The 25,493-nt window shown below is 60.8% G+C and carries 22 protein-coding genes and 1 pseudogene; 12 read left to right on the forward strand and 11 right to left on the reverse strand.

Annotation, left to right across the window (positions count from 1 at the left end):
- Positions 1-175: 175 nt before the first annotated feature.
- Both zapE and QF039_RS17875 read left to right on the forward strand, forming a co-directional pair.
- Positions 176-1,291, forward strand: coding sequence for a cell division protein ZapE (gene zapE, locus QF039_RS17870; protein ID WP_003212435.1), 1,116 nt, complete (start codon positions 176-178; stop codon positions 1,289-1,291).
- 10 nt (positions 1,292-1,301) lie between these two features.
- Positions 1,302-2,624, forward strand: a complete 1,323-nt coding sequence (locus QF039_RS17875; protein ID WP_307519816.1) for a leucine-rich repeat-containing protein kinase family protein — start codon at positions 1,302-1,304, stop codon at positions 2,622-2,624.
- Positions 2,625-2,747: 123 nt separating this feature from the next.
- Here QF039_RS17875 and QF039_RS17880 read toward each other — a convergent pair whose 3' ends face one another.
- Positions 2,748-3,455 carry a YebC/PmpR family DNA-binding transcriptional regulator gene (locus tag QF039_RS17880; RefSeq protein ID WP_102369528.1) on the reverse strand — a complete coding sequence of 236 codons (708 nt, stop codon included), beginning with the start codon at positions 3,453-3,455 and terminating at the stop codon, positions 2,748-2,750.
- A gap of 109 nt (positions 3,456-3,564) precedes the next feature.
- Complete coding sequence (locus tag QF039_RS17885; protein WP_102369529.1) at positions 3,565-4,878, reverse strand: MFS transporter; 1,314 nt, start codon at positions 4,876-4,878, stop codon at positions 3,565-3,567.
- Between the two features lie 266 nt (positions 4,879-5,144).
- Here QF039_RS17885 and QF039_RS17890 point away from each other — a divergent pair, with 266 nt between their 5' ends.
- Positions 5,145-6,017, forward strand: coding sequence for a LysR substrate-binding domain-containing protein (locus QF039_RS17890; protein ID WP_003212428.1), 873 nt, complete (start codon positions 5,145-5,147; stop codon positions 6,015-6,017).
- A gap of 125 nt (positions 6,018-6,142) precedes the next feature.
- Here QF039_RS17890 and QF039_RS17895 read toward each other — a convergent pair whose 3' ends face one another.
- Positions 6,143-7,000 carry a LysR substrate-binding domain-containing protein gene (locus QF039_RS17895; RefSeq protein ID WP_003212427.1) on the reverse strand — a complete coding sequence of 286 codons (858 nt, stop codon included), beginning with the start codon at positions 6,998-7,000 and terminating at the stop codon, positions 6,143-6,145.
- A 112-nt stretch (positions 7,001-7,112) separates the two neighbouring features.
- Here QF039_RS17895 and QF039_RS17900 point away from each other — a divergent pair, with 112 nt between their 5' ends.
- The 3 genes from QF039_RS17900 to QF039_RS17910 all read left to right on the forward strand — a co-directional run bounded on the left by QF039_RS17900 (position 7,113) and on the right by QF039_RS17910 (position 9,760).
- Positions 7,113-8,222: a 2-aminoethylphosphonate--pyruvate transaminase gene (locus tag QF039_RS17900; RefSeq protein WP_307519820.1), complete on the forward strand. Its 1,110-nt coding sequence runs from the start codon at positions 7,113-7,115 to the stop codon at positions 8,220-8,222.
- 27 nt (positions 8,223-8,249) lie between these two features.
- The gene (gene phnX, locus QF039_RS17905; protein WP_307519822.1) at positions 8,250-9,077 is read left to right on the forward strand and encodes a phosphonoacetaldehyde hydrolase; all 828 of its coding nucleotides are present in this window, start codon (positions 8,250-8,252) and stop codon (positions 9,075-9,077) included.
- Positions 9,078-9,199: 122 nt separating this feature from the next.
- Positions 9,200-9,760 (forward strand): cytochrome b, encoded by a 561-nt coding sequence (locus tag QF039_RS17910; protein WP_307519824.1) that lies wholly within the window; start codon positions 9,200-9,202, stop codon positions 9,758-9,760.
- A 117-nt stretch (positions 9,761-9,877) separates the two neighbouring features.
- Here the strand turns inward: QF039_RS17910 and QF039_RS17915 are convergent, their stop codons facing one another.
- From QF039_RS17915 to QF039_RS17925, 3 genes are all read right to left on the reverse strand, one after another.
- Entirely contained in the window at positions 9,878-10,777 is a 900-nt protein-coding gene (locus tag QF039_RS17915) for a 1-aminocyclopropane-1-carboxylate deaminase/D-cysteine desulfhydrase (protein WP_307519826.1), read from the reverse strand.
- A 57-nt stretch (positions 10,778-10,834) separates the two neighbouring features.
- The gene (locus QF039_RS17920) at positions 10,835-12,874 is read right to left on the reverse strand and encodes an NADPH-dependent 2,4-dienoyl-CoA reductase (RefSeq protein ID WP_307519828.1); all 2,040 of its coding nucleotides are present in this window, start codon (positions 12,872-12,874) and stop codon (positions 10,835-10,837) included.
- A 117-nt stretch (positions 12,875-12,991) separates the two neighbouring features.
- A complete protein-coding gene (locus tag QF039_RS17925; protein ID WP_003212414.1) occupies positions 12,992-13,930 on the reverse strand; it encodes a LysR substrate-binding domain-containing protein in 939 nt (312 codons plus the stop codon).
- Positions 13,931-14,066: 136 nt separating this feature from the next.
- On the opposite strand from QF039_RS17925, the gene hutH reads away from it, so the two are divergent.
- The 6 genes from hutH to QF039_RS17955 all read left to right on the forward strand — a co-directional run bounded on the left by hutH (position 14,067) and on the right by QF039_RS17955 (position 20,228).
- Entirely contained in the window at positions 14,067-15,608 is a 1,542-nt protein-coding gene (gene hutH, locus QF039_RS17930) for a histidine ammonia-lyase (RefSeq protein WP_307519830.1), read from the forward strand.
- A 92-nt stretch (positions 15,609-15,700) separates the two neighbouring features.
- On the forward strand, positions 15,701-16,210 hold the full coding sequence (locus tag QF039_RS17935) for a prolyl-tRNA synthetase associated domain-containing protein (protein WP_177021436.1): 510 nt from the start codon (positions 15,701-15,703) through the stop codon (positions 16,208-16,210).
- Positions 16,211-16,564: 354 nt separating this feature from the next.
- Positions 16,565-17,329, forward strand: a complete 765-nt coding sequence (locus QF039_RS17940) for a transporter substrate-binding domain-containing protein (protein WP_003212408.1) — start codon at positions 16,565-16,567, stop codon at positions 17,327-17,329.
- A gap of 673 nt (positions 17,330-18,002) precedes the next feature.
- Positions 18,003-18,320 carry a transposase gene (locus QF039_RS17945; RefSeq protein WP_307519836.1) on the forward strand — a complete coding sequence of 106 codons (318 nt, stop codon included), beginning with the start codon at positions 18,003-18,005 and terminating at the stop codon, positions 18,318-18,320.
- Entirely contained in the window at positions 18,317-18,652 is a 336-nt protein-coding gene (gene tnpB, locus QF039_RS17950) for an IS66 family insertion sequence element accessory protein TnpB (protein ID WP_307519838.1), read from the forward strand. The genes QF039_RS17945 and tnpB overlap by 4 nt, the downstream gene beginning before the upstream one ends.
- A gap of 49 nt (positions 18,653-18,701) precedes the next feature.
- A complete protein-coding gene (locus QF039_RS17955; RefSeq protein WP_307519840.1) occupies positions 18,702-20,228 on the forward strand; it encodes an IS66 family transposase in 1,527 nt (508 codons plus the stop codon).
- An 83-nt stretch (positions 20,229-20,311) separates the two neighbouring features.
- Here the strand turns inward: QF039_RS17955 and QF039_RS17960 are convergent.
- The 5 genes and pseudogenes from QF039_RS17960 to hutU form a co-directional block, all read right to left on the reverse strand.
- Positions 20,312-20,843: pseudogene (locus QF039_RS17960) on the reverse strand (glyoxalase superfamily protein).
- Positions 20,844-21,339: 496 nt separating this feature from the next.
- The gene (locus QF039_RS17965) at positions 21,340-22,131 is read right to left on the reverse strand and encodes an ABC transporter ATP-binding protein (RefSeq protein WP_003220035.1); all 792 of its coding nucleotides are present in this window, start codon (positions 22,129-22,131) and stop codon (positions 21,340-21,342) included.
- A 17-nt stretch (positions 22,132-22,148) separates the two neighbouring features.
- The gene (locus QF039_RS17970) at positions 22,149-22,886 is read right to left on the reverse strand and encodes an ABC transporter permease (RefSeq protein WP_003220033.1); all 738 of its coding nucleotides are present in this window, start codon (positions 22,884-22,886) and stop codon (positions 22,149-22,151) included.
- Positions 22,887-22,902: 16 nt separating this feature from the next.
- The gene (locus QF039_RS17975; protein ID WP_003220032.1) at positions 22,903-23,625 is read right to left on the reverse strand and encodes an ABC transporter permease; all 723 of its coding nucleotides are present in this window, start codon (positions 23,623-23,625) and stop codon (positions 22,903-22,905) included.
- A gap of 100 nt (positions 23,626-23,725) precedes the next feature.
- Positions 23,726-25,396, reverse strand: coding sequence for a urocanate hydratase (gene hutU, locus QF039_RS17980; RefSeq protein ID WP_008431964.1), 1,671 nt, complete (start codon positions 25,394-25,396; stop codon positions 23,726-23,728).
- Positions 25,397-25,493: the final 97 nt, after the last annotated feature.

The raw sequence follows: 25,493 nt of genomic DNA on the forward strand, positions 1-25,493 counted from the left end.
AGGGGTGACTGCTGTGTATGAGGTTAGTCACTTGAAGGGAATCCGCCAGTCAGGTCGGTGTTTTGGATCCATTGACCCATGCCTTTTCCAGATAGCTCGCGCCGTGCTTCTCTATTGGTCAAACCGCAACCGGCGCTCTAAAGTGAGCGACCACCGAAACACAGAGTGACTGACATTGGCTGCTTTACCGCCCCTGCTCAAACGGTTGCTGGGTAAACCCGCGGCGACCACCGCCGCCCCCGGTATCAGCGCATTCTTCCAGGGCAAGGCCCGGCAACAGGGCTATACCCTCAGCCCAAGCCAGCAACAGGTGATCGAGACCATGGCCCGGCAAACCGACCATCTGCTGGCCGGGCGCCCTACCCGCAGCCTGTACCTGCACGGCGCCGTCGGCCGGGGCAAGAGCTGGTTGCTGGACGGCTTTTTCCAGGCGTTGCCGATTGCCGAGAAACAGCGCGTGCACTTCCACGACTTTTTCGCCCGTCTGCACCAGGGAATGTTTGCCCATCGCCAGCAGCGCGATGCCTTGGCCGTGACCCTGGATGAGTTGCTCGATGGCTGCCGCGTGCTGTGCTTCGACGAGTTTCACGTACATGATATCGGCGATGCGATGCTGATCAGCCGCCTGTTCAAGGCCCTGTTCCGGCGTGGAGTCTGGGTGCTGGTAACCTCCAATTATCCGCCCGCCGGGTTGCTGCCGAACCCCTTGTACCATCAGCGGTTCAAGCCGGTGATCGAGCTGATCAGCGCGCGCATGGACGTCATGGAAGTCAGCGCCCCCCAGGATTTTCGCAGCCTGGCCCAGGCCCATGGCGATCAGCGGTTCAGCGCTGGCCAGTTCGTGTGGCCGGGGACTGCCGCGCAACGCCAAGCCCTGGGCCTGCCGTCAGCGGATCAGGCCCCGGTCAGCCTGACCGTCGGAGCCCGGCAATTGACTGCCCGCTGGCACCAGGACCGCAGCATTGCCTTTACCTTCAGCGACCTGTGCGAACAACCGACCGCCGTCATGGACTACCTGCAGCTGTGCCGCGACTATGAACGCTGGATCATCGACGGCCTGCCGCACCTGGCGGACTGTCCGATTGCCGCCCAGCAACGGTTCATCAACCTGGTGGACGTGCTCTACGACCAGGACAAGCAATTGGTGCTGATCGGCGAGCAGCCGCTGGAGCAATCCCTGAGCGGCCAGGCCATCGATTTGGCGCGCACCGCCAGCCGCCTGGGGCAGTTGCAGAAGATCGGGCCGCAACCCGCTATCATGAGCGCCATTCACGCCCCTATTGCCGAGTGACGCGCCGTTCATGGATACCCTTGCCCAACTCAAGGCCGGCCAACTGGCCGGTATCAAACGCCTGGACCTGCGCTGTGGGCTGACCAAGTTCCCCCGGGAAATCTTCGACCTGGCCGACTCCCTGGAAATCCTCAACCTTACCGGCAATGCCCTGAGCAGCCTGCCGGATGACCTGCACCGCCTGCCCCATTTGCGCGTGCTGTTCTGTTCGGAAAACGCCTTTACCGAACTGCCGCAATGCCTGGGCCAGTGCGCGCAGTTGAGCATGATCGGCTTCAAGTCGAACCAGATCAGCAGTGTCCCGGCGACGTCGCTGCCACCCTTGCTGCGCTGGCTGATCCTCACCGATAACCACATCAGCCAATTGCCGGACGAACTGGGTGAACGGCCTTTGCTGCAAAAACTGATGCTGGCCGGTAACCACCTGGAGCAGTTGCCGCAAAGCCTCGCCCAGTGCAAAAACCTCGAACTGATCCGCATCGCCTCCAACCGCATGACCCGCCTGCCGGACTGGTTGCTGGCCTTGCCGAGCCTGACCTGGCTGGCCTACGCCGGTAATCCGGTAGAGATGGCCGTGGAAGAGGCCCGGCATGACGCGACGCCAAATATTCCCTGGTCCGAGCTGGTGCTGGGCGAAGTGTTGGGCGAAGGCGCCTCCGGCATCATCCGCAAGGCGTCCTGGACCCCGGCAGGCGGGCCGGCCAAGGCGGTTGCGGTCAAACTGTACAAAGGCAGCATCACCAGCGATGGCTCGCCGTTGCACGAAATGCATGCCTGCATTGCCGCCGGATTGCATGCCAATTTGATCAAGGTGGAAGGCCGGGTCGTCGAGCATCCCCAAGGCCAGGCGGCGCTGGTGATGCAACTGATCGAACCGAGCTACCGCAACCTCGCGGCCCTGCCGAGCCTGGTGTCGTGCACCCGGGATATCTACGAGCCCACCACCCGTTTCAGCGCGGATGTGGCGCTGCGCATGGCCCGGGGCATCGCTTCGGTGGCGGCGCACCTACACGCGCAAGGCATCACCCACGGTGATCTGTACGGCCACAACATTCTGTGGAATGAAGCCGGTGAATGTCTGCTTGGGGACTTTGGTGCAGCGTCGTTTCACGCCACGGTCGACAGCCAGGAAACCCGCGCGTTGCAGCGCATCGAAGTCAGGGCGTTCGGGGTGTTGCTGGGGGAATTGCTGGAAAGGATTGATGCGGGGTTGAACGAGCAACAGCGCGTGGCACTGGAAGCCTTGCGGGACAACTGCTGCCAGCCGGATGTGTTGGCCCGGCCTGGGTTCGAGGAAATCACAAGCTTGTTGCAGTCTTCCAAACTCCACTAAACCCAATGTGGGAGCGGGCTTGCTCGCGAATGCAGTGTGTCAGTCAATAGATACTTGGCTGGTACACCGTATTCGCGAGCAAGCCCGCTCCCACATTTGGACCGGGTTCACATCAAATCAGAATCAACCCGCCAACCCGACGAACATGTCCTGCACGTCATCATGGTTGTCCAGGCCTTCCAGGAAGGCTTCGACTTCGGCCATCTGCTCATCGCTCAAGCCACTTACCGGGTTCTTCGCGATGTAGCCGAGCTTGGCCGACAGCACGGTGAAACCTTGCTCCGGCAAGGCTTTCTGCACGGCATCCAGGTCGGTGGTCTCGGTGATGAACAAGGTCGTGCCTTCTTCTTCGCCTGCCTCGAAATCCTGGGCACCGGCTTCAATCGCGGCCATTTCCGGATCGGCTTCCGGGCTGTCCGGCGAGGCTTCGATCAGGCCTACATGGTTGAAGTCCCAGGCCACGGAGCCGGACGCGCCGAGTTGCCCCTTGCGGAACGCCACACGGATTTCCGCCACGGTGCGGTTGATGTTGTCGGTCACGCATTCAACGATCAGCGGCACCTGGTGCGGGGCAAAACCTTCGTAGGTCACGCGGTGGTATTGCACGGTCTCACCGAGCAGACCGGCGCCTTTCTTGATCGCGCGTTCCAGGGTTTCCTTGGGCATCGAGGCCTTTTTGGCCTGCTCCACCACCAGGCGCAAATGTGCGTTGGTAGCAGTATCGGCACCGTTGCGGGCGGCAATGGTGATCTCTTTCACCAGCTTGCCGAAGATCTTGCCCTTGGCATTGGATGCCGCTTCTTTATGTTTGACTTTCCACTGTGCGCCCATGACTCACTCTCTTCTGTCCATCGCGCCGAAACGTCTACTGGCCGGCGCTTTGGGGGCAGAGTTTATAGCGCTGAAACACTCTAATCCACCAAAAAACCGGCCATGCCCCTCAGGTCCGCAAGGGATTGATGGCGCGTTCACGGTCGGGCACGAAGTCGCCCACCTGCGCCAGCACCGCCGGCCTGGCGTTCCAGTACGGCATCAACACCAGGGAGGAAAACAGCGCGGCACCGGCAAACACGATAAACACCGTGACCGTGTCGAAGTAGCCCGGCAGCAAGCCGCCAAGGATCGCCCCCACCGAACCGCAGCCGTTGACGAACCCCGCCGCCGTCGCGCCGGCCTTGGCGGTGCCGAAGTCGATGGCGGCGGTGCTGCTGATCATCGAGTCCGGCCCGTACAGGGTCAGGCCCATCACAAACAGCAGCGCCATCACCAGCGCCACACTGCCGGTGTGCAAGGCGCCCATGAACAACGCCAGGGCCACGGTCAGCGCCAGCAGGCTGAGGACACAGGCCGGCATGCGCCGGGCGCCGAACAGTTTGTCGGACGCCATGCCGATCATGATCGGCCCCAGCAACCCCGCCAGCTCGAACGCCGTCGGCACAATCGCTGCACCGACCTTGCCCACCGACGGCATCTGCTCATACACAATCACCGGCCCCCACAACAGGATCGCGTAACGCGCCGGTTTCAACAGAAAGTACGCCAGCCCCAGGGTCAACACCGTGCGGTTGCGCAAAATGGCCCGCAGCGGCTCCAGCACACTGGCGTTCTTCTCGGCGGCAGTCTGTTCCGGTTCCGGTTCCACTGCCGGTAACCCCACATCCTGTGGCGTGTTGCGCTGGAAAATGAAAAACAGCACCGCGACCACGAAGACCACAGCCGCACTGGAGATAAATGCCGCATGCCAGGTGCCGATCAGCGTATACGCCCACCATCCGGCAAACGGCGACGCCACCAGGCCACCAAAGGCGTAGCACGAGCTCCATAAACCCAGCACCCGGCCACGCTGCTGCGCCGGGAAGAAACTGCCAAGGTTCTTGCACAGCCCGGACCAGCCGGTGGACTGGGCCAGGCCCTGGATCAACATGCACGTGACAAAGATCGGTAACGTGGCAAACGTGCCCATCACCAGGGCGGCGGCGGCTGAAATCAGCAACCCGCCGAGTACCACCACACGCGGCCCGAAACGGTCGGCGAGCATGCCCCAGGTGAATTGGCCAACGGCGTAGGCCGCCAGGTAGATGCCATCCAGGTTGGCCATCATCATCTTGTCCAGCGGGAAACTCGGGTCGTCGACGATCCCCAGCTTGGCCACCGAAAAAGCCTTGCGGGTAAAATAGAAGGCCGCGTACGCCAGCCAGGTGATGGCGAAAATCTGCACGCGCCAACGCTTGATGTGACTCAAGGGAGTATTCATGGTGGTTCTGACCTCGGGTGTGAGTGTGCCGGCAGAATGAAAAGCAAACGCCTGTATTTTTATTGTTGAGCACTGCAGTACCGGCGCTTGGGAGGCGACGGTGCTGGTCAGATGAGTCCTGCTGGTGAGCACGCAGAAAACCCATGGCCGCCGAAGGTGTAGGACTCGACCTACGGCGACTGGGGCTATCAAAGCAATGGCTGACTAATAGGTAAAATCGATTTATCGTATTTCAAATATAAGCTGAGCTTGTAAGAGGATTCGCGATGTCGGTGTCTCACGCGCAACTCAAAGCCTTCCATGCGGTGGCCGTACACGGCAGTTTTACCCACGCCGCCGAACGCTTGTTCCTCAGCCAGCCGGCCATTTCCGACCAGGTGCGCAAGCTTGAGGAACGTTTCGGCGTGCTGCTGTTTCATCGCAACAAACGTTCGGTGCGCTTGACCGACCTCGGCGAGCGCCTGTTGAGCATCACCCAGCGTCTGTTTGCCGTCGCGGCGGAAGCCGAAGAGCTGTTGCAGGATTCCCGCGCCTTGCAAACCGGCACCCTGACACTCGCGGTGGACGCCCCGGTGCATGTGCTGCCGCAGATTGCGCGCTTCTGCCAGTTGTACCCGGGCATCAGCGTGAAGATCGAAACCGGCAACACCGATGAATCACTGTTTCGCCTGTACAACTACCAGGCCGACCTCGCGCTGCTGGGGCGCGATGTGGACGACGAGCGGCTGCTGTCACTGCCGCTGCCCGATGACCAATTGCTCGCGTTTGTCGCCCGCAACCACCCGTGGGCGGGCCGCGAGTCGATCTGCCTGGCGGACCTGGACGATACGCCGCTGGTGTTGCGGGAAATCGGCTCGGTGACCCGCCAGACCCTGGAGCAGGAAATGCACCAGGCCGGGCTGCGCATTCGCCCGGCGATCCAGGTGGAAGGCCGCGAAGCCGCGCGGGAGGCGGTGGTGGTGGGGATTGGCGTGGGGGTGGTGTCGGCTGCGGAGTTTGGCGCAGATTCGCGGGTGTATGCGATGCCGATCCGTGACTGTACGCAGCGGATGAAGGAAACACTGGTGTGCTTGAAGGAGCAGAGTTCGCGGCGGGTGGTGGCGACTTTTCTGGAGATTGTGCGGGAAAGTTTGCGGTGAAGTTGAGGGCCCCTTCGCGAGCAAGCCCGCTCCCACATTCGACCGAGTTCTACCGATGGAACGCGGTCGAATGTGGGAGCGGGCTTGCTCGCGAAGGGGCCAACTAGATCTCAAGCCAACACCCTCTAAGGCGCCAACTCGAAAAACGCCTGAATCAACCGCAACTCCCGCCGCCGCTCCATGCACCCGATCACATGCCGGTTCACCAGCCCCTCGCCCTGGATCGGAATCGCGTGCACCCGCGGATCCCGGCTGACTTCCATCGACGACACCACCCCAACCCCCAACTCGGCCGCCACCGCTTCCGTCACCGCCTCACGGCTGTCCAGTTCCAGCAACACCCGGGGCTGCACGCCGGCCTGGGCGCAGGCATCGTCAAAGGTCCGCCGCGTGATCGAGCTGGGTTCACGCAACACCATGATCACCTGATCCAATTGCTCCAGCCGAATCCCCGCAGGCTCCGCCAGCCACGGATGGCCGGCCGGCACCAACGCGCAAATCCGTGACTCGATCAACGGCTGCAAGTGCAGGCCCTTGCGCGGCTCCACCTCGGTCAACACCGCCACATCGGCGCGCTCCGACAACAGCGCCGCGAGGGTTTCCTGCGCATTGCCCAGGCGCAAATTGACAGTAATCCCCGGATACCGCTGCCGTAGGCTGGCCAGCATCGGCATGACCATGTGCGGCCCATCCGCCGCCACTTCCAGGCGCCCGGTAAGTAATTGCCGGTTGGCCTCCAGCAACGTCTGCGCCTCTTCCACCAGGCCGAAGATCGCCCGGGTGATCGCCGCGAGTTTGGTGCCCTCCTCGGTCAACTCCACCCGCCGCGCGGTACGCCGCAGCAGCGCGATCTGGTAGTGCTCCTCCAGCGCCTTGATATGCCCGGTCACCGCCGGCTGGCTGATGAACAGGCGCTCGGCCGCCCGGGTAAAACTGCCCTCGCGGGCCACCGCATCAAACGCACGCAGTTGAAACAGGTTCATAGCTATCGGCCTCACTGATAGCTCGCATAACAACAAACAATTTGATTGATAACAAGCCAAACTGCAATTTAGGCGCCGTAACTTCATCCCAATGTTTTGCGAGGACACACGAATGAGCACTGCCGCGCCGATCCTGCTGACCCCGGGGCCCTTGACCACCTCGGCCCGCACCCGCCAGGCCATGATGGTCGACTGGGGTTCATGGGATGACCGCTTCAATCAACTGACCGCCAGTCTTTGCGAGCAACTGCTGGTGATCGTCAACGGCACCGCCAGCCACCATTGCGTGCCATTGCAAGGCAGCGGCACCTTTGCCGTGGAAGCGGCCATCGGCACCCTCGTGCCACGGGACGGCAAGGTGCTGGTGCTGATCAACGGCGCCTACGGCAAGCGCCTGGCGAAGATTTGCGAAGTGCTCGGCCGCGAGTTCAGTACCTTTGAAACTGCCGAGGACGAACCCACCACCGCCGCCGACGTCGAACGCCTGTTGCACGCCGACAAGGGCATCACCCACGTCGCACTGATCCATTGCGAAACCAGCACCGGGATTCTCAACCCGTTGCCCGAGATCGCCCAGGTCATCGCCCGCCACGGCAAGCGCCTGATTATCGACGCCATGAGTTCCTTCGGCGCGCTGCCGATCGACGCCCGCGAGGTGCCGTTCGACGCACTGATCGCCGCCTCCGGCAAGTGCCTGGAAGGGGTACCGGGGATGGGTTTTGTGTTCGCTGAAAAGCAGGCGCTGGCTGCAGCCCAAGGCAACTGCCACTCCCTGGCGATGGACCTTTTCGACCAGCACAGCTACATGGCCAAGACCGGCCAATGGCGCTTCACACCGCCGACCCACGTGGTGGCGGCGCTGCACGAAGCGCTGCTGCAATACAACGAAGAAGGCGGCCTGCCCGCCCGGCACCAGCGCTACGCCGACAACTGCCAGGCATTGCTGGACGGCATGGCCGAACTGGGCCTGCGCAGCTTCCTGCCCGCCGCGATCCAGGCGCCGATCATCGTTACCTTCCACGCGCCGAAAGATCCGCGCTACCAGTTCAAGGAGTTCTACGAACGGGTCAAGGCCAAGGGCTTCATCCTTTATCCCGGCAAATTGACCCAGGTGGAAACCTTCCGCGTAGGCTGCATCGGCCATGTGAACCAGGCCGAGATGCAAGCCGCCGTCGCGGCGGTGGCCGAGGTGCTGCAAGAAATGAACGTGCTCGACATCTGACTGCCCACTACTCACAGGATCTGAACCATGAACTACGCAAACCCAACCCAGCTTCAAGCCGCGATCCTCGACTGGGCCGGCACCGTGGTCGATTTCGGCTCGTTCGCGCCCACGCAGATTTTTGTCGAAGCCTTCGCCGAGTTCGACGTGCAGGTCTCCATCGAAGAAGCCCGTGGCCCGATGGGCATGGGCAAGTGGGACCACATCCGCACCCTGTGCGACCAACCGCAGCTGGCCGAGCGTTACCGCAAGGCCTTCGGCCGCACACCGACTGACGATGATGTGACCGCCATCTACCAGCGCTTCATGCCGCTGCAGATCGAGAAGATCGCCGAGCACTCGGCATTGATCCCCGGTGCCCTGGACACTATCGCCAACCTGCGCCAGCAAGGGATCAAGATCGGTTCGTGCTCCGGCTACCCCAAGCAGGTGATGGACAAGGTGGTCGAACTGGCTGCCACCAACGGCTATATCGCCGACCACGTGGTCGCCACCGACGAAGTACCCAACGGCCGACCATGGCCGGCCCAGGCCCTGGCCAACGTGATCGCCCTCGGGATCGATGACGTAGCGGCCTGCGTGAAGATCGACGACACCGTGCCGGGCATCCTCGAAGGCCGTCGCGCCGGGATGTGGACCGTGGCGCTGACCTGCTCGGGCAACGCCCTGGGCCTGACCTACGAGCAGTTCCGCGCCCTCGACGCCGGCACACTCGCCAGCGAACGCACGCGTATCCAGGCCATGTTCGAAGGCTCGCGCCCACACTACATGATCGACACCATCACCGACCTGCCTGCGGTGATCGCCGACATCAACCAGCGCCTGGCACGGGGTGAAATGCCGCAGGGCAACTGATCGAGATCAAAAGATCGCCTATACACCCTCCTCTCACGGGCAAACCTCGTAAAACAGGCTTACATTGAAAGGACTCCGTCGCAAAGAACGGAGGTTTGCCCTGATGAGTGAGGAAGAAAGCGATGCCCTGGAAAAATTCCGATACGCGTTACAGCACCATGTCGATTGCGTTGCACTGGCTGATGGTGGTGCTGCTGGCGGTGGTCTACGCCTGCATTGAGTTACGCGGGCAGTTTCCCAAAGGCAGCGGCGGCCGTACGTTGATTGTGGAAATGCACTTCATGTTCGGCCTGACGGTGTTTGTGCTGGTGTGGCTACGGTTGTTCGCCCGCAGCCTGGGCGTTGCACCGAAGATCGTACCGGCCCCGCCGCAATGGCAAACCCTCCTCGCCACCCTGATGCACATGGCGCTGTACGCCTTGATGATCGGCATGCCCATCGCCGGCTGGCTGATCGTCAGCGCCGAGGGGCATTCGGTGATGTTCTACGGCATCGAGTTGCCGCCGCTGATTGCCGAGAACAAGGCGTTGGCCAAGGAAATTGAAAGCTGGCACGTGCTGTTCGGCAAGATCGGCTACTGGCTGATCGGGCTGCATGCGTTGGCCGGATTGGCCCATCACTATGTGCTGCGAGACAACACTGCGTTGAGGATGATGCCCGGCAAGAGAGGGAACCTTCAGTAAGCCCACGGATTGAATGTGGCAGCTGGCGTGTGTGGGAGCTGGCTTGCCTGCGATAGCATCACCTCGGTGCCACTGATACACCGCGGTGTCTGCATCGCAGGCAAGCCAGCTCCTACATTAACCGGGTGCAACAGGGAAACCCCGGCGGCCTTGCAGGCCGCCGGTGTGGACGAAGATCAGGCGGGTGCCGGGGGAAAATCTCCCAGCTTCAATCTGTTGTTTCAACGACAATAACGCCTTGCCGGTGTACAGCGGCTCCAGCGGCAGGCCACAGGCTTGCTCGGTAGCGTCGATAAAGGCCAGCAACTCCGGATCAACCTTGGCAAAGCCGCCCCGGCTGGCTTCCAGCAATTCATAACCCTGCTGCACAAGCGCCTGCACCTGTTGCGCCACCCCGTGGTCGTCGGGCACCGCCAGGGCGCCATATACCGGATGCGCGCCCGCCTCCGCCAGCACCAATCCCGCCAATGTAGTACCGGTGCCTGCCGCCAGCCACCAACCGTGATAGTCCGTCCAGCCCAGGCCGTGTAATTGCGCCTGCGCCTGATTCACCAAAACCCCGCAACCCAACGCGCCCGCCAGGCCCCCGCCGCCTTCAGGTACCGGGTGCAGGTGCGGATACTGCTCGCGCCAGGGCAGCCAGAAGTCCGGCTCGTTGCGCGCGCGATAGCCGCCATACCCCAGCCAATGCAGTTGCATGCCGAAGGCCTTGAGGTCGAGCACCGTGGGTGTGTCTTGCGGATGGCCACGCAGCAAGCCAACGGTAGGAAAGCCGAAGCGTTTCCCGGCCGCCGCCAGTGCATGCAGGTGATTGGAGTAAGCGCCGCCCAGGCTGATGATCCCGCTGGCGCCCGCCGCCCGGCCTTGCGCCAGGTGCTCGGTGAGCTTGAACCACTTGTTGCCGCTGATCAGCGGGTCGATGCGATCCAGGCGCAGTACGGCGACTTCCACCGGCCCCATCCAGTCCAGCTTCAGGGGTTCAAGGGGCGCGTGGGGAAGCCAGTCGAAAGGACCCATGAGGGCGGTTCTGCACAAGAAAAGGGGCGGTAGTCTACCACCGCCCCTTTTACCTGTTTACAGCTCGGCCGCCAGGCGCGAACCCTGGTTGATGGCGCGCTTGGCATCCAGCTCGGCCGCCACGTCCGCGCCGCCGATCAGGTGCACGTTCTGCCCGGCCGCCACCAGGCCATCCTGCAATTCCCGCAGCGGGTCCTGCCCGGCGCAGATCACGATGTTGTCCACCGCCAGCACCTTCGGTTCACCCTCGGCGCCGATGCGGATGTGCAGGCCTTCATCGTCGATCTTCAGGTACTCGACGCTGTTGAGCATCTGCACCTGCTTGTTCTTCAAGCCGGTGCGGTGGATCCAGCCGGTGGTCTTGCCCAGGCCGTCACCGACCTTGGAGGTCTTGCGCTGCAACAGGAACACTTCACGCGCCGGCGCATGGCGCTCGGGCTTGATCCCGGCCACACCGCCGCGGGCTTCCAGGTGGGTGTCGATGCCCCACTCTTTCCAGAACGCCTCGCGGTCCAGGCTGGTGGACACGCCCTGGTGCACGAGGAATTCCGAGACGTCAAAACCGATACCGCCGGCACCGATCACCGCCACGCGATGGCCCACCGGCTTACGCTCCAGGATCACGTCGAGGTAGCTCAATACCTTGGCGTTTTCCACGCCGGGAATCGCCGGAATACGCGGCGCGATGCCGGTCGCGAGGATGATCTCGTCATAACCGCCCGCAACAAGCTGCTCAACGTCGACCCGGGTGTCCAGGCACAGTTCGACGTGAGTGGTCTGCAACTTGCGCTTGAAGTAGCGCAGGGTCTCGAAGAACTCTTCCTTGCCCGGCACACGCTTGGCGACGTTGAACTGACCGCCGATCTCGCTGGCCGAATCGAACAGCGTCACCTGATGCCCACGCTCGGCGGCGACGGTGGCGGCCGCCAGGCCCGCAGGACCGGCACCGACCACGGCGATTTTCTTGATCTGCTTGACCGGCAGGTAGTTGAGCTCGGTCTCGTAGCACGCACGCGGGTTGACCAGGCAGGTGGTCAGCTTGCCGCCGAAGGTGTGGTCCAGGCAGGCCTGGTTGCAGCCGATGCAGGTGTTGATCTCATCGGCGCGGCCTTCGGCAGCCTTGTTGACGAAGTCCGGGTCGGCGAGGAATGGGCGAGCCATCGAGACCATGTCGGCATCGCCTTCGGCCAAAATCTGCTCGGCGATTTCCGGGGTGTTGATCCGGTTGGTGGTGATCAATGGAATCTGCACCGCACCGCGCAACTTCGCGGTGACCTTGCTGAACGCGCCACGCGGCACTTTGGTGGCGATGGTCGGGATCCGCGCTTCGTGCCAGCCGATGCCGGTGTTGATGATGGTTGCACCGGCCTGCTCGATGGCCTTGGCCAACTGCACGATTTCTTCCCAGGTGCTGCCGCCTTCTACCAGGTCGAGCATCGACAGGCGGAAGATGATGATGAAATTCGGGCCTACGGCTTCGCGCACCCGGCGCACGATTTCCACCGGCAGGCGCATGCGGTTTTCGTAGCTGCCACCCCAACGGTCGGTGCGGTGGTTGGTGTGGGCGGCGAGGAACTGGTTGATGAAGTAGCCTTCCGAACCCATGATTTCCACGCCGTCGTACTCGGCGACCTGGGCCAGCACCGAGCAGGTGACGAAATCATTGATCTGTTTTTCGATGCCTTCTTCGTCCAGCTCTTTGGGCTTGAACGGGTTGATCGGCGCCTGGATCGCGCTCGGTGCCACCTGCTTCGGGCTGTAGGCATAACGCCCGGCGTGGAGGATCTGCATGCAGATCTTGCCGCCCGCCTCGTGCACCGCCCGGGTGACGATCTTGTGCTTCTGCGCTTCTTCGTCGGTGGTCAGCTTGGCCGCACCGCCATACACCCCGCCTTCATCGTTGGGGCCAATGCCGCCGGTGACCATCAGGCCCACGCCGCCACGGGCACGTTCGGCAAAATAGGCCGCCATGCGCTCGAAGCCACCGGGTTTTTCTTCAAGGCCGGTGTGCATCGAGCCCATCAGGGTGCGGTTGCGCAGGGTGGTAAAACCCAGGTCCAACGGGGCCAGCAAGTGCGGGTAGGCAGCAGCGGTCATGGTACAGCTCCACAACGGATCATCACGGGACGTGGAGCGCTCGAATGGCACTCCATCGGTTTATGTCCCACAGACTAAGAGTCCACCGGCTGGCGCTCAATGACCGTAAGTGACAACTTAATGATCAAAGTGCGCAGCAGAAAGCATGGCAGCGGTAATTTTCTCCTGTTTCTGCCCCTGCCCGATCATCCAGCGTTGAAACCCGCGGCACTGCTGTTTGTGCAGGGTATTGGGGTGCCAACTCAGGTAGTACGGCGCCGCCAGCGGCACGGCGAACCGCCAGGGAATCACCAGCCGACCGGCGCGCAGGTCTCCGGCGATCATTGAGAACTGCGCCAGCACGATGCCTTGCCGGTCGATGGCCGCCTGGATCGCGGTAATCGATGATGAATAATTGCGGCGGATCACGATGGGCTGGCCGGTTTGCCCTTCCAGCTCGCTGAACCATTGGGTCCACGAAGGCGGCGAATCGAATTTGGGCCGCGAGTCGATGCCGATCAGGCGGTAATCGAGCAAGTCCCGCGCGCACGCAACCCGTTCCAGCAACTGCGGTGAACAGGTGGGCACCACACAATCGCGGAACAGCGGCACGCTATGCCCCGCGTGCTCGGGGTGCTCGCCATAACCGATGCGAAAGTCGGCACTTTCCTCCCCCGATGCATCATCGAGGGTGCTGTCGAGGTAGATGTCCAGGTCGGTTTCGTCCTGCCCCCACTCGTCGATCAGCGGCGACAGCCATTTGGTCATCAGCGAAGGCAGGCAACTGATATACAGGTTGTTGGGATTCTTCGCCCGCTCGGCCTCGGCCACCGCCAGCCTGAGTTCTTCGAACGCCGCGGTGCAGCGGGCGTGCAGGCGTTCGCCGACGCTGTTCAAGCGCAGGCGCTGGCCGTCCTTGAGCGTCAGCTTCATGCCCAGGGCATCTTCGAGCAGTTTCATTTGCTGGCTGACAGCGCCCACCGAGATCCCCAGGCGAATCGCCGCCTGGGACATACCGGCGCAGTGGCCCACCACTTCAAACACTTGCAACGCGCGCAACGGCGGTAAACGGCTCATGGGGGAATCTCGCTACTTCAGTAGTTTAGATTTTCTACTAAAAGTAACAGAAAACCGCATATTTTCTTCAGTCAGTGCAACCCGTAGAGTGAAACCACTTCCCACCCCATTGCGTTACGCCCTGCTGGAGTCGCTGATGAAAACCCTGCCTGAACAAATTACCCATGTCGTGTTAGGCGACAGAGAACCCAGCATCGAAGAGTTCGTGGCGATCGCCCGCTATTCGGCCACTGTTTCGTTTGCCGACAGTTACAAGAACCGGGTTAAAAAGTCCCGTGGGTTGATCGAGCGATTCCTCGATGAAAACCGTTTGGTGTACGGCGTGACCACCGGTTTTGGCGACAACGTGCGGCATGTGATCTCGCCGGAAAACGCCAAGGAACTGCAAGTCAACATCGTGCGTTCCCACGCTGTTTCCGTCGGCGAACCGCTGGTGCGTGAACAGGTGCGGGCGATCCAGTTGATGGTGTTGATCAGCCTGGGCAAAGGCTACTCCGGGGTGCGCCTGGAACTGCTGGAACTGATCGCCGGCCTGCTCAACCACGACGTGGTGCCCTTTGCGCCGGGCGAAGGCTCGGTGGGTTACCTCGCGGTAGAAGGCCACCTGGCCCTGGTGCTGCTCGGCGAAGGCCGCGCCAGCGTCAAGGGCGGTGCACTGGTGGATGGCGCAACCGCCCTGCAACAGGTCGGCCTGCAACCGACCGACCTGCAGTGCAAGGAAGGCCTGGCGATGTTGAACGGCACCACGTCGGTGACCGCCATCGCCACACTGGCGCTGTACAACGCCATGCAGGCTGCGGACCTGGCGGACATGGCGGCGGCCATGTCGCTGGAGGCGCTCAAGGGCACCATCCGCGCGTTCGACCCGCGCTACCACTCGATCAAGGCTCACCCCGCACAGGCCGCAACCGCCGCCAATATCAAGGCTATTCTGCACGACAGCCAGCTCATCGCAGACAACATCGATTACCGCCTGCAGGACGTCTACAGCCTGCGTGCCATCCCCCAAGTGCATGGTGCTTCCCGGCAGTTCATCAACTACGCGCGGGAAACCATCGAGCGCGAAATCAATTCTTCGGGCGACAACCCGGTGATTTTCCCGCTGGACGACGGTGACGGTATCGCGATTTCCGGCGCCAACTTCGACGGCACCTACATCGGGATTGCAGCCGACACACTGTGTGTGGCGCTGACCAACCTGGCGAAAATTTCCGAGCGCCGGACCGACCGCATGATCAACTCGCACTTCAGCGAAATGCCGGCCTTCCTGGTGCGCAACCCGGGCCTGAACAGCGGCTACATGATCGTCCAGTACACCGCCGCCGGGCTGTACGCCGAGATGAAAACCCTGTCGATGCCATCGTCGATCGACAGCGTCTCGACCTGCGGCAACCAGGAAGACCCGGTCAGCCTGGCCTACAACGCGGTGATCAAGGCCTACAAAGTCTCGCAAAAACTCCAGTCGGTGGTGGCCATCGAAGTGCTGGTCGCGTGCCAGGCCCTGGATTTCCACGATGTGAACAAGGCATCGACCGCGACCAAGGCGGTCTATGACCTGGTGCGCAGTGAAGTGCCGGTGGCGGATAACGACCGCGCGTTTTACGCTGACATGGCCAGTGTGATTGACCAGGTGCGCAGCGGGAAAATCAACGACCTGGTGGCCCATCACCTGAACTGACAACCACGCCGTCAAACGGCCTGCCCTCCTTTTCGGACGGCGGGCCTTTGCCATTTTTGGCGCAGACAAAGCGATACCCGGGGACCTTGCCAATGCTTCAACCCAAAGACGTTCTACACCTGCTCGACACCTGCTCCATTGCCTATGAATACGTGGAACACAGCGCCGTGCGCACCTGCGAAGAAGCCGACAAACTGGACATCGGAATCAGCGGGCAGGCGGTCAAGAACATCTTCCTGTGCGATGCCAAAGGCTTGAATCCCACCCTGGTGGTGCTCAAGAGCGAGCAGCGCCTGGACCTGCGTGCACTCTCGCAAACCCTCGGCCTCAAGGGCCTGAGATTCGCCTCGCCGCGCCGCCTGATGGAAACCCTGGGCGTGGAGCCGGGAGCGGTGTCATTGCTGGGGTTGTGCAATGACGTGCAGCGCGCCACCCAGGTTGTGATCGCCGAAGAGGTGTGGAACGGCGACAGGATTCTCTGCCATCCGCTGGTGAATACCGCGACCCTGTCGATCGCAGTCCGCGATATGGCGCGACTGCTTGAGCACCTGGGATTCACGCCAATACTCACCGCGAACCCTGCCCCCACGCCTGACGCCTGACAGCGCACGGGTGAGTGCAAAACGCTACCTATCGACCCAAAACAGGGCGAAAAAACCGCGCGAATTTTCTAACGATGTTTAATTTCCTTTAAAATCAACAGGTTATTTATTTGCAAAAGCTGGCAAATATTTTGCAATGACATGTATGTACATGTGGAGTCATGTGCAGACTGGAGAGCGAATCGGCCAGTCCCCAAACCTGTATGCGTTCGAGAAAAAAGTCCTAAGCCCACATCAAAACATTGGTAGGAAATAGAAATGACCGCTAAAAAATCGAATTGGTTAGGCTCTGTTGCTGTAGCGACCCTAGTGATGGCAAGTGCTTCCGGACTGCAGGCAAAGGACTGGACGTCCGTGAACATCGCGACCGAGGGCGCGTACGAGCCCTGGAACCTGACATTGCCAGGCGGGAAGATCAGTGGTTTCGAGCCTGAGCTGATGGACTACCTGTGCGCCAAGATGAAGCTGCAGTGCAAGATCACCGTGCAGAACTGGGATGGCATGATTGCCAGTCTCAACGCAGGGAAGTTTGATGTGTTGATGGATGCGATCGTTATCACTGACGACCGTAAGCAGGTCATGGATTTTTCGATTCCCTACGCGCAGACGCCGGCCAACTTTGTTGCGCAGGATGCGGCGTTGCTGCCGGGTAAAACCGGGGCGGCGAATGCGATTACGCTGAGTGCTGATCCGAAGGCGATTCACGATGCGATCGAGCCGTTGCGTCAGGCGCTGAAGGGTAAAACCATCGGGATCGCTTCAGGCATCATTTACACCAAGTTCATTGATGAGAACTTCAAGGACGTGGCGACGATTCGTGAGTACAACACGTCGGCCGATGCGATTCTTGATCTGCAATCGGGCCGTATTGACGCGATTTTTGATGACGTTACGTTCCTTGATTCGATCATGTCCAAGCCTGAGAACAAGGGGCTGGCGTATACCGGGCCGCAGATCAAGGGCCCTATCTGGGGTGATGGCGAGGGCCTGGGTTTTCGCAAGAGCGATCCGGAGTTGAAGGCCAAGTTTGATGCGGCGTTGAAAGAAGCGATTGCTGATGGGACTGTTAAGAAACTCAGCGAAAAATGGTTCAAGGTGGATTTGACGCCTAAGTCCTGAGGCGTTCCTGGTTGGGGTGGGGGCATATCCGTTATTTGGGTGATGGCTGAGATTGGTTCCGCTCTTACAGCGGCTCACTTTTGAACAGCGCAAAAGTAAGCAAAACGCTCTTGCCCCACCACTCGGCACCTCGCCTAGGCTCGGTGTGCCCTCACTCCGGCTTTGGAGCGTGGGCCGCCGTCATGGGCCATCCCTGGCCCAGGACGGCTAACCCGGCGTCCTGCCGGGTTACCCACGCTCCAAAGCCTGCGTTCGGCCAGCGTGGTTTAACGGGGCGCCTAAGATCAAAATCAAAAGCAGATCAACAGCACAGCGGCCTACCGCCCGGCTTGAGTGTTTAAAAGCCAAATCAAAAGCTACAGCGGGCACGGTCCACTGTAGGAGCTGGCTTGCCGGCGATGGCATCAACTGGGTGTGCCTGATGCACCGAGGTGTCTGCATCGCCGGCAAGCCAGCTCCTACAGAAGAGCAGCTCTGCTTTCGCTCTGGATCTTGCCTTTGCTTTTAACACTCAGGTCGGCTCTCAGGCCGCCGTGCTCTTGCTTTTGATCTTGCTCTGACTGCCCCAATAAGGTAACCGTGCGGCCAAGTCACCTACCGAACTCCAGCATTAAGGGCGATGGTGTCCGCGTATTTTTAAGCGGACACCATCGCCCTTATCGCTAGGACTTTCATGCGCCAACGAAGCTCTTACCCCAAACCATTCAAAGCCCAGGTCGTCCAGGAATGTCTGCAACCCGGAGCGACGATTTCCAGCGTGGCCATCCATCACGGCATCAACGCTAACGTGATCCGCAAGTGGCTACCTGCTTACCGGGATCAATCGCCTGCAACCTTGCCGGCTTTCGTTCCAGTAAAAGTGATACCAAGGCGAGCAACAGAAGAGATGGTCACCATCTCGCTGCCTCTGGGTGATAAATCCATCACCGTAAAGTGGCCAGCCTCGGATCCGGACGGCTGCGCGTGTTTTATTCGTGGCCTGGCCCAATGATTCGTGTCGATGCCATCTGGCTCGCCACCGAGCCCATGGACATGCGCGCCGGCACTGAGACCGCGTTGGCCAGAGTGGTCGCGGTGTTCGGTGCGGCGATGCCGCACTGCGCTTACCTCTTTGCCAACCGCCGGGCGAACCGGATGAAAGTCCTGGTGCACGACGGCGTCGGTATCTGGCTGGCGGCGCGGCGCTTGAACCAAGGTAAGTTTCATTGGCCAGGCATCCATCGTGGGATGGAGGTCGAACTCGACCCCGAACAACTTCAGGCACTGGTACTTGGATTGCCCTGGCAACGAGTCGGTGCGGGCGGCGCAATCACATTGCTTTAAACGCTCCTTTCAGCTGTAGCACTCGGGCTGCTTTGGTAAAATCCACGGCATGACTTCCTTGCCCGATCTAGACCAAATGACTCCTGAACAACTGCGCGCACTGGCTGCGCAGTTGATGTCCAAGATCGACACGCAGGACAGAAAGATTCATCGTGATGAGACGATCATCGAGCAACTCACTCACGAAATCGCCATTCTCAAACGCCACAAGTTCGCCAAGCGCAGCGAGCAGATCAGCCCGGCGCAAGGCAGCTTGCTCGATGACCTGCTCAATACCGACCTAGAAGCCATCGAGGCGGAGTTAAGAGCACTTCGTCCTGCACCTGCGCAGACAGAACCACGCCAGCAACCCAAGCGTGCACCGTTACCGCCGCAGTTCCCGCGTACCGTGATCCATTACGAGCCAGACAACACCCAATGCACCTGCGGCTGCCAACTTCAGCGCATCGGCGAAGATGTCAGTGAGAAGCTGGACTACACGCCGGGGGTGTTCACTGTCGAACAGCACGTTCGTGGGAAATGGGCCTGCCGCCAATGCGAAACGCTGATCCAGGCGCCGGTGCCGCCGCAGGTAATCGACAAGGGTATCCCCAAGGCGGGCCTGCTGGCCCACGTGATGGTGGCCAAGTTCGCCGACCACCTGCCGCTGTATCGACAGGAAAAGATCTTCGGTCGTGCCGGTCTAGCCATCCCGCGTTCGACACTGGCGCAGTGGGTGGGCCAAACTGGAGTGCAGCTTCAGCCCCTGGTCGATGCGCTGCGCGAAGTGGTGCTGGCCCAGCGCGTGGTTCACGCCGATGAAACGCCGGTAAAAATGCTGGCGCCCGGCGAGAAGAAAACCCACCGCGCCTATGTCTGGGCCTACAGCACGACGCCGTTTTCGGCACTCAAAGCCGTGGTCTACGACTTCAGCCCCAGCCGTGCCGGCGAACATGCGCGTAACTTCCTGGGCACCTGGAACGGCAAGCTGGTTTGTGACGACTTCGCCGGCTACAAGGCCAGCTTCGAGCTGGGCATCACCGAAATCGGCTGCATGGCCCATGCGCGCCGCAAGTTCTTCGATTTGCATATCGCCAATAAAAGCCAGTTGGCGGAACAGGCTCTTCACTCGATTGGCGGACTGTACGAAGTCGAGCGAAACGCCAAGGAAATGAGCGACGAAGATCGCTGGCGATTACGCCAGGAAACAGCGGTGCCCATCGCCGAAAAACTGCATAAGTGGATGCTGGCCCAACGCGAACTTGTGCCCGAGGGTTCGGCTACGGCCAAGGCTCTGGATTACAGCCTCAAACGCTGGATAGCGCTGACGCGCTACCTGGAAGATGGTGCTGTGCCCATCGACAACAATCAAATCGAGAACCTAAGCCGGCCGTGGGCTCTTGGCCGCTCGAATTGGTTGTTCGCAGGCTCGCTACGCAGTGGCAAACGTGCCGCAGCGATCATGAGTTTGATCCAGTCTGCGCGGCTCAATGGGCATGATCCATATGCATACCTGAAGGATGTTCTTACACGCCTGCCGACGCAACGGGCGAGTGAGGTTGATCAGTTGTTGCCACATTGGTGGACGCCTACCTAACCACGTAAGTGGATTTAGGTAGGCGCTATTCCGCTAGCTATAGGATCCGAGACGGATCAGATCCAATCTAGCGTCCAGCGGATTCAGCTTTGGCAGAATCTTATCCGATTACCGAAAGGGTCATAAACCTCCAGAACCTGCCCCCACCCCTGCTGGACAATATCCGGACGACCGTATCCATACCGTTTGCCAAGTAGCTCATCACGAAGCATTTCGATATTTTGCATCGGAACAAATATCGTCGACCCTGGACTGGCATCACCATGATGTTCGGACAAGTGGAGCTGTAACCCGTTTCGATTGATCCCTAAATACAGCGGTAGATCCGCTTCGAATCGGTGCTCAAACTCGACGCTGAAGCCCAGAAAATCAATATAAAACTCGCGGGCCTTGGTTTCGTCAAATATTCGCAATATGGGAATTGCTTTGTCGAATGTGACAGCGGGTTGAGGATTTCTCATCCGGAAGCATCGCTGATGCTACGTTCCAGTCCTTATAGCCCAGTTGCTGTGCCACCAGTTCGAGTGCAACGGAGTGCGACACTTCCTGATTGCGCTTCTCCAACGAAGCACGCAGGCTCTTGGCCATCTGTTTGGCTTTCTGGATTGAAGACATTATTTCTCCTGGAGTCGAAGCATTTTGGTGCTCGCCTTGCCAAACCTCGACCATCAAGAGAGATACGATGTGGTTTGTAAAAATATGCTTTCACCTTTCCTTTACGGAGCGAGCGGCTGGCAGCATCGGCCAGCCCTGATAATACACAACCACTAATAAAGGCGAAAGTTTGTGCCAGCAGGCCGCGTAAAATCACGCAAGGTGGGTTAACCGGGCGCATACCCAATAAGCCCGAGGCCGAACGTAGGTATTGCGCAGCGGCTAAACCGGCAGGACGCCGGTTTAGCCGCGCCGGGCCATGGATGGCCCGTCGCGGCGGCCCGCGGAGTAATGCCGGAGTGAGGGAACGCCGAGCCACAGCGAGGCGCCGACAGGCGGGGCAGAGCGCTTTGGTTATTTTGCCGCTTTTGCAAAGTGACTCGCTGTAAGAGCGAAACCATAAGCGGCCGTTACCGCAGCAACGGATATATACCCAAACCCAACCAACACCCAACCACTACTCCGCACTACGCTGCGTATGACTCGATACAAACTGCCGAAACCGCTCCGTCGGCAACCCCTCAAACAACTCCGCCGGGGTGCCCTGGGCATCAATCAACCCATTGGCCATAAACACCACCCGATTGGACACATGCCGCGCAAACCCCATCTCATGGGTCACCACCAACATGGTCCGCCCTTCCTCGGCCAGCGACCGCATCACCCGCAACACCTCCCCCACCAACTCCGGGTCCAGCGCCGAAGTCGGCTCATCAAACAACATTACTTGCGGGTTCATCGCCAACGCCCGGGCAATCGCCACCCGCTGCTGCTGCCCACCCGACAAATGCGCCGGGTAATAATCACGGCGATCATAAAGCCCCACCTTGTGCAGCAGTTGCTCAGCTTCCTCCACACACTCGGCCTTCGAACGCTTGAGCACCCGCATCGGCCCCTCGATGACATTTTGCAAAACCGTCATATGCGACCACAGGTTAAAACTCTGGAACACCATGCCCAGCTTGCTGCGCATGGTCTCCACCTGCCGCGTGCTGCCAGGCAACAACCGACCGTTGCGCTGGCGCTTGAGCTCGATGGTTTCGCCGTCGAGCACAATACTGCCCTCGTCCGGGGTTTCCAGCAGGTTGATACAACGCAGGAAAGTGCTCTTGCCCGAACCGCTGGCACCGAGGATGGAAATCACGTCACCTTTGTGAGCCTCCAGCGAAATCCCCTTGAGAACCTGTGCCGAACCGAAAGCCTTGTGAATGTTGTTTACCGTAAGGGCGCTCTGAATCTGAGTACTCATGACAAGCTCCGCTGCAATCAAGAATGAGAAATAGGTTCGGGGGTTTGCTTGACCGGCACGTCTTTCGGCCGCTCACGCAGATGGGGCGACAGACGATGTTCAATCCAGGCCACCACACGCACCACCAGGAAATTCAGGATCAGGTAGATCAGCGCCGCACAAATGAACACTTCCATGGTGCGGTAGGTACGCTGGATGATTTGTTGCGCCACGCCGGTGACGTCCCACACGGTGACCAGGCTGGCCAGCGCGGTGGACTTGACCAGCAAGATGGCCTCGGTGGAATAGGCCGGAAGCGCCTGGCGCAAGGTGACGGGGCCGATCACTCGCCACAGCAGGGTCCAACGCCCCATGCCTACCGCCTGCCCCGCTTCGATCTGCCCTTGAGGCACGCTCAGCAGGCCACCGCGAATGATTTCAGCGGTGTAACCGGCGGTGCACAGCGCCAGGGAGACCACGGCGCAGCCATAAGGCGACCTCAACACCACCCACAGGAAGCTGTCGCGAATCGCCGGGAACTGCCCCAGGCCGTAATAGATCAGGAACATCTGGATCATCAGCGGCGTGCCGCGAAACAGCATGATGTAGAAACGCGCCGGGTAGCTGAGGAATGGCCAGCGGCTGACGCGCATGGACACCACGCCCAGCGACAGCAGCAACCCCAGGGTCAGGGACGAAAAAAACAAGGCCAGGGTGATGGGCAAGGCACCCAGCAACTTGAGCATGGTGTCGGCAAGAAAGGCGAAATCGATCATGGCAAACGGTCCCTTCTCACGACTGTGCAGGATTGCGCCGCTGCGTACGCTGTACGCGCGCTTCGGCAATATTGAAAAGACGGCCCGAAAGCCCGGTCAGAATCAGGTAGCACACGCCGCCGACGATGTAGAACGTGAAGTACTGGCGCGTGGAACCCGCCGCCACCTGGCTGGCGCGCATCAGTTCCACCAGGCCAATCACCGAAATCAGCGCGGAGTCTTTCAGGCTCATTTGCCAGACGTTGCCCAGGCCCGGCAGCGCGTACCGCCAGATCTGCGGGATCAGCACCCGGCGAATCCGGGTTGCGCGGTTCATGCCGATCGCCAGTGCTGCCTCAAGCTCACCCTTGGCCACCGCGATAAAGGCACCGCGATAGACCTCAGCCTGATACGACGCCGAGATCAATCCGACGGCGATGGCCCCCACCATGAACGGCGGGACATCGACATAGCCTTCACCGCCAAACCAGTGATTGACGGCCGTCACCACACTGGCACCGCCGAAATAGAACAGGTAGATCACCAACAGCTCCGGAATCCCCCGGAACAGGATGGAATAGGCATCCCCCAGGTATCGCAAGGCACGCTTTTTGGAAAGCTTGGCCATGGCCACCAGGCTGCCGACCAGCGCACCGACCACCAGCGCCGCAAGGGTCAACAACACGGTCATGAGGGCGGCCTTGAGCAAGGCCATCCCCCAGCCCGTGTCGCCAAAACTGAGCATCTGCATGAGACTCATCAAGTCACTCCTACCGAAAACACATAAAGCACCGGAACCTTGAAATCCGTCTCAACCTGCCCGACGTCCATGAAGCAAAGGGTGCAACTGGCTGCCTGGTTTACTTGACCATCGGCAGGTTCAAACCCTGCTCCTTGGCGCAATCAATCGCGATCTGGTAGCCCGCATCCGCATGACGCATCACGCCGGTCGCCGGGTCGTTGTGCAGCACGCGCGCGATACGCTCGGCGGCTTCGTCGGTACCGTCGCAGACAATCACCATGCCCGAGTGCTGGGAGAAGCCCATGCCGACGCCGCCGCCGTGGTGCAACGAAACCCAGGTCGCGCCGCTGGCGGTGTTGAGCAAGGCGTTGAGCAGTGGCCAGTCGGACACGGCGTCGGAACCGTCCTGCATCGATTCGGTTTCACGGTTGGGGCTGGCCACCGAGCCGGAGTCCAGGTGGTCGCGGCCGATCACGATGGGTGCCGACAGCTCGCCGCTGCGCACCATTTCGTTGAATGCCAGGCCGAGCTTGGCGCGCTGGCCCAGGCCAACCCAGCAGATACGTGCCGGCAGGCCCTGGAAGCTGATGCGCTCGCGGGCCATGTCCAGCCAGTTGTGCAGGTGCGCGTCGTCCGGGATCAGCTCTTTGACTTTGGCGTCGGTCTTGTAGATGTCTTGCGGGTCGCCCGACAGCGCAGCCCAACGGAACGGGCCGATGCCACGGCAGAACAGCGGACGGATGTAGGCCGGGACGAAACCCGGGAAGTCGAAGGCGTTTTCCACGCCCACTTCTTGCGCCATCTGACGGATGTTGTTGCCGTAGTCGAACGTCGGGATGCCTTGTTTCTGGAACTCGAGCATGGCCTTGACGTGCACGGCCATCGACTGCTTGGCGGCCTTGATCACTTCGGCCGGTTCGGTCTTGGCGCGGGCGCGGTATTCGTCCCAGGTCCAGCCGGCGGGCAGGTAGCCGTTGAGCGGGTCGTGGGCGCTGGTCTGGTCGGTGACCATGTCCGGGCGCACGCCGCGCTTCACCAACTCCGGCAGGATTTCCGCCGCGTTGCCCAGCAACGCGATGGAGATCGCCTGGCCGGCCTTGGTGTATTTGTCGATGCGCGCCAGGGCGTCGTCGAGGTCGGTGGCTTGTTCGTCGACGTAGCGGCTGCTCAGGCGGAAGTCGATGCTGACCTGCTGGCATTCGATGTTCAGCGAGCAGGCACCGGCCAGGGTCGCGGCCAGTGGCTGTGCGCCGCCCATGCCGCCGAGGCCGGCAGTCAGGACCCAACGGCCCTTGAGGTCATCGTTGTAGTGCTGGCGACCGGCTTCGACGAAGGTTTCGTAGGTGCCCTGCACGATGCCCTGGCTGCCGATGTAGATCCAGCTGCCGGCGGTCATCTGGCCGTACATGGCCAGGCCCTTGGCATCCAGTTCGTTGAAATGCTCCCAGCTCGCCCAGTGCGGCACCAGGTTGGAGTTGGCGATCAGCACGCGCGGGGCGTTGCTGTGGGTCTTGAACACGCCGACGGGTTTGCCGGATTGCACCAGCAGGGTTTCGTCGTCGTTGAGGTTGGTCAGGCTTTCGACGATCTTGTCGTAGCATTCCCAGTTACGTGCCGCACGGCCGATACCGCCGTACACCACCAGTTCTTTCGGATTTTCGGCAACCTGCGGGTCGAGGTTGTTCATCAACATGCGCAGCGGCGCTTCAGTCAGCCAGCTTTTGGCGGTCAGCGTGTTGCCGCGTGCGGCACGGATTTCAACGTCACGGTATTGGGTAGGCTTGGTCACAAAAAAATCCTCAACGATCAATGCGCGAACATTGATGGGTGCGAAGAGGATGTTCATGGACTCTTACGCACACATCTTTACTTGTACATACAAGCAT

Origin of the sequence: Pseudomonas sp. W2I6, from assembly GCF_030815935.1 — a bacterium.
Taxonomy (GTDB): domain Bacteria; phylum Pseudomonadota; class Gammaproteobacteria; order Pseudomonadales; family Pseudomonadaceae; genus Aquipseudomonas.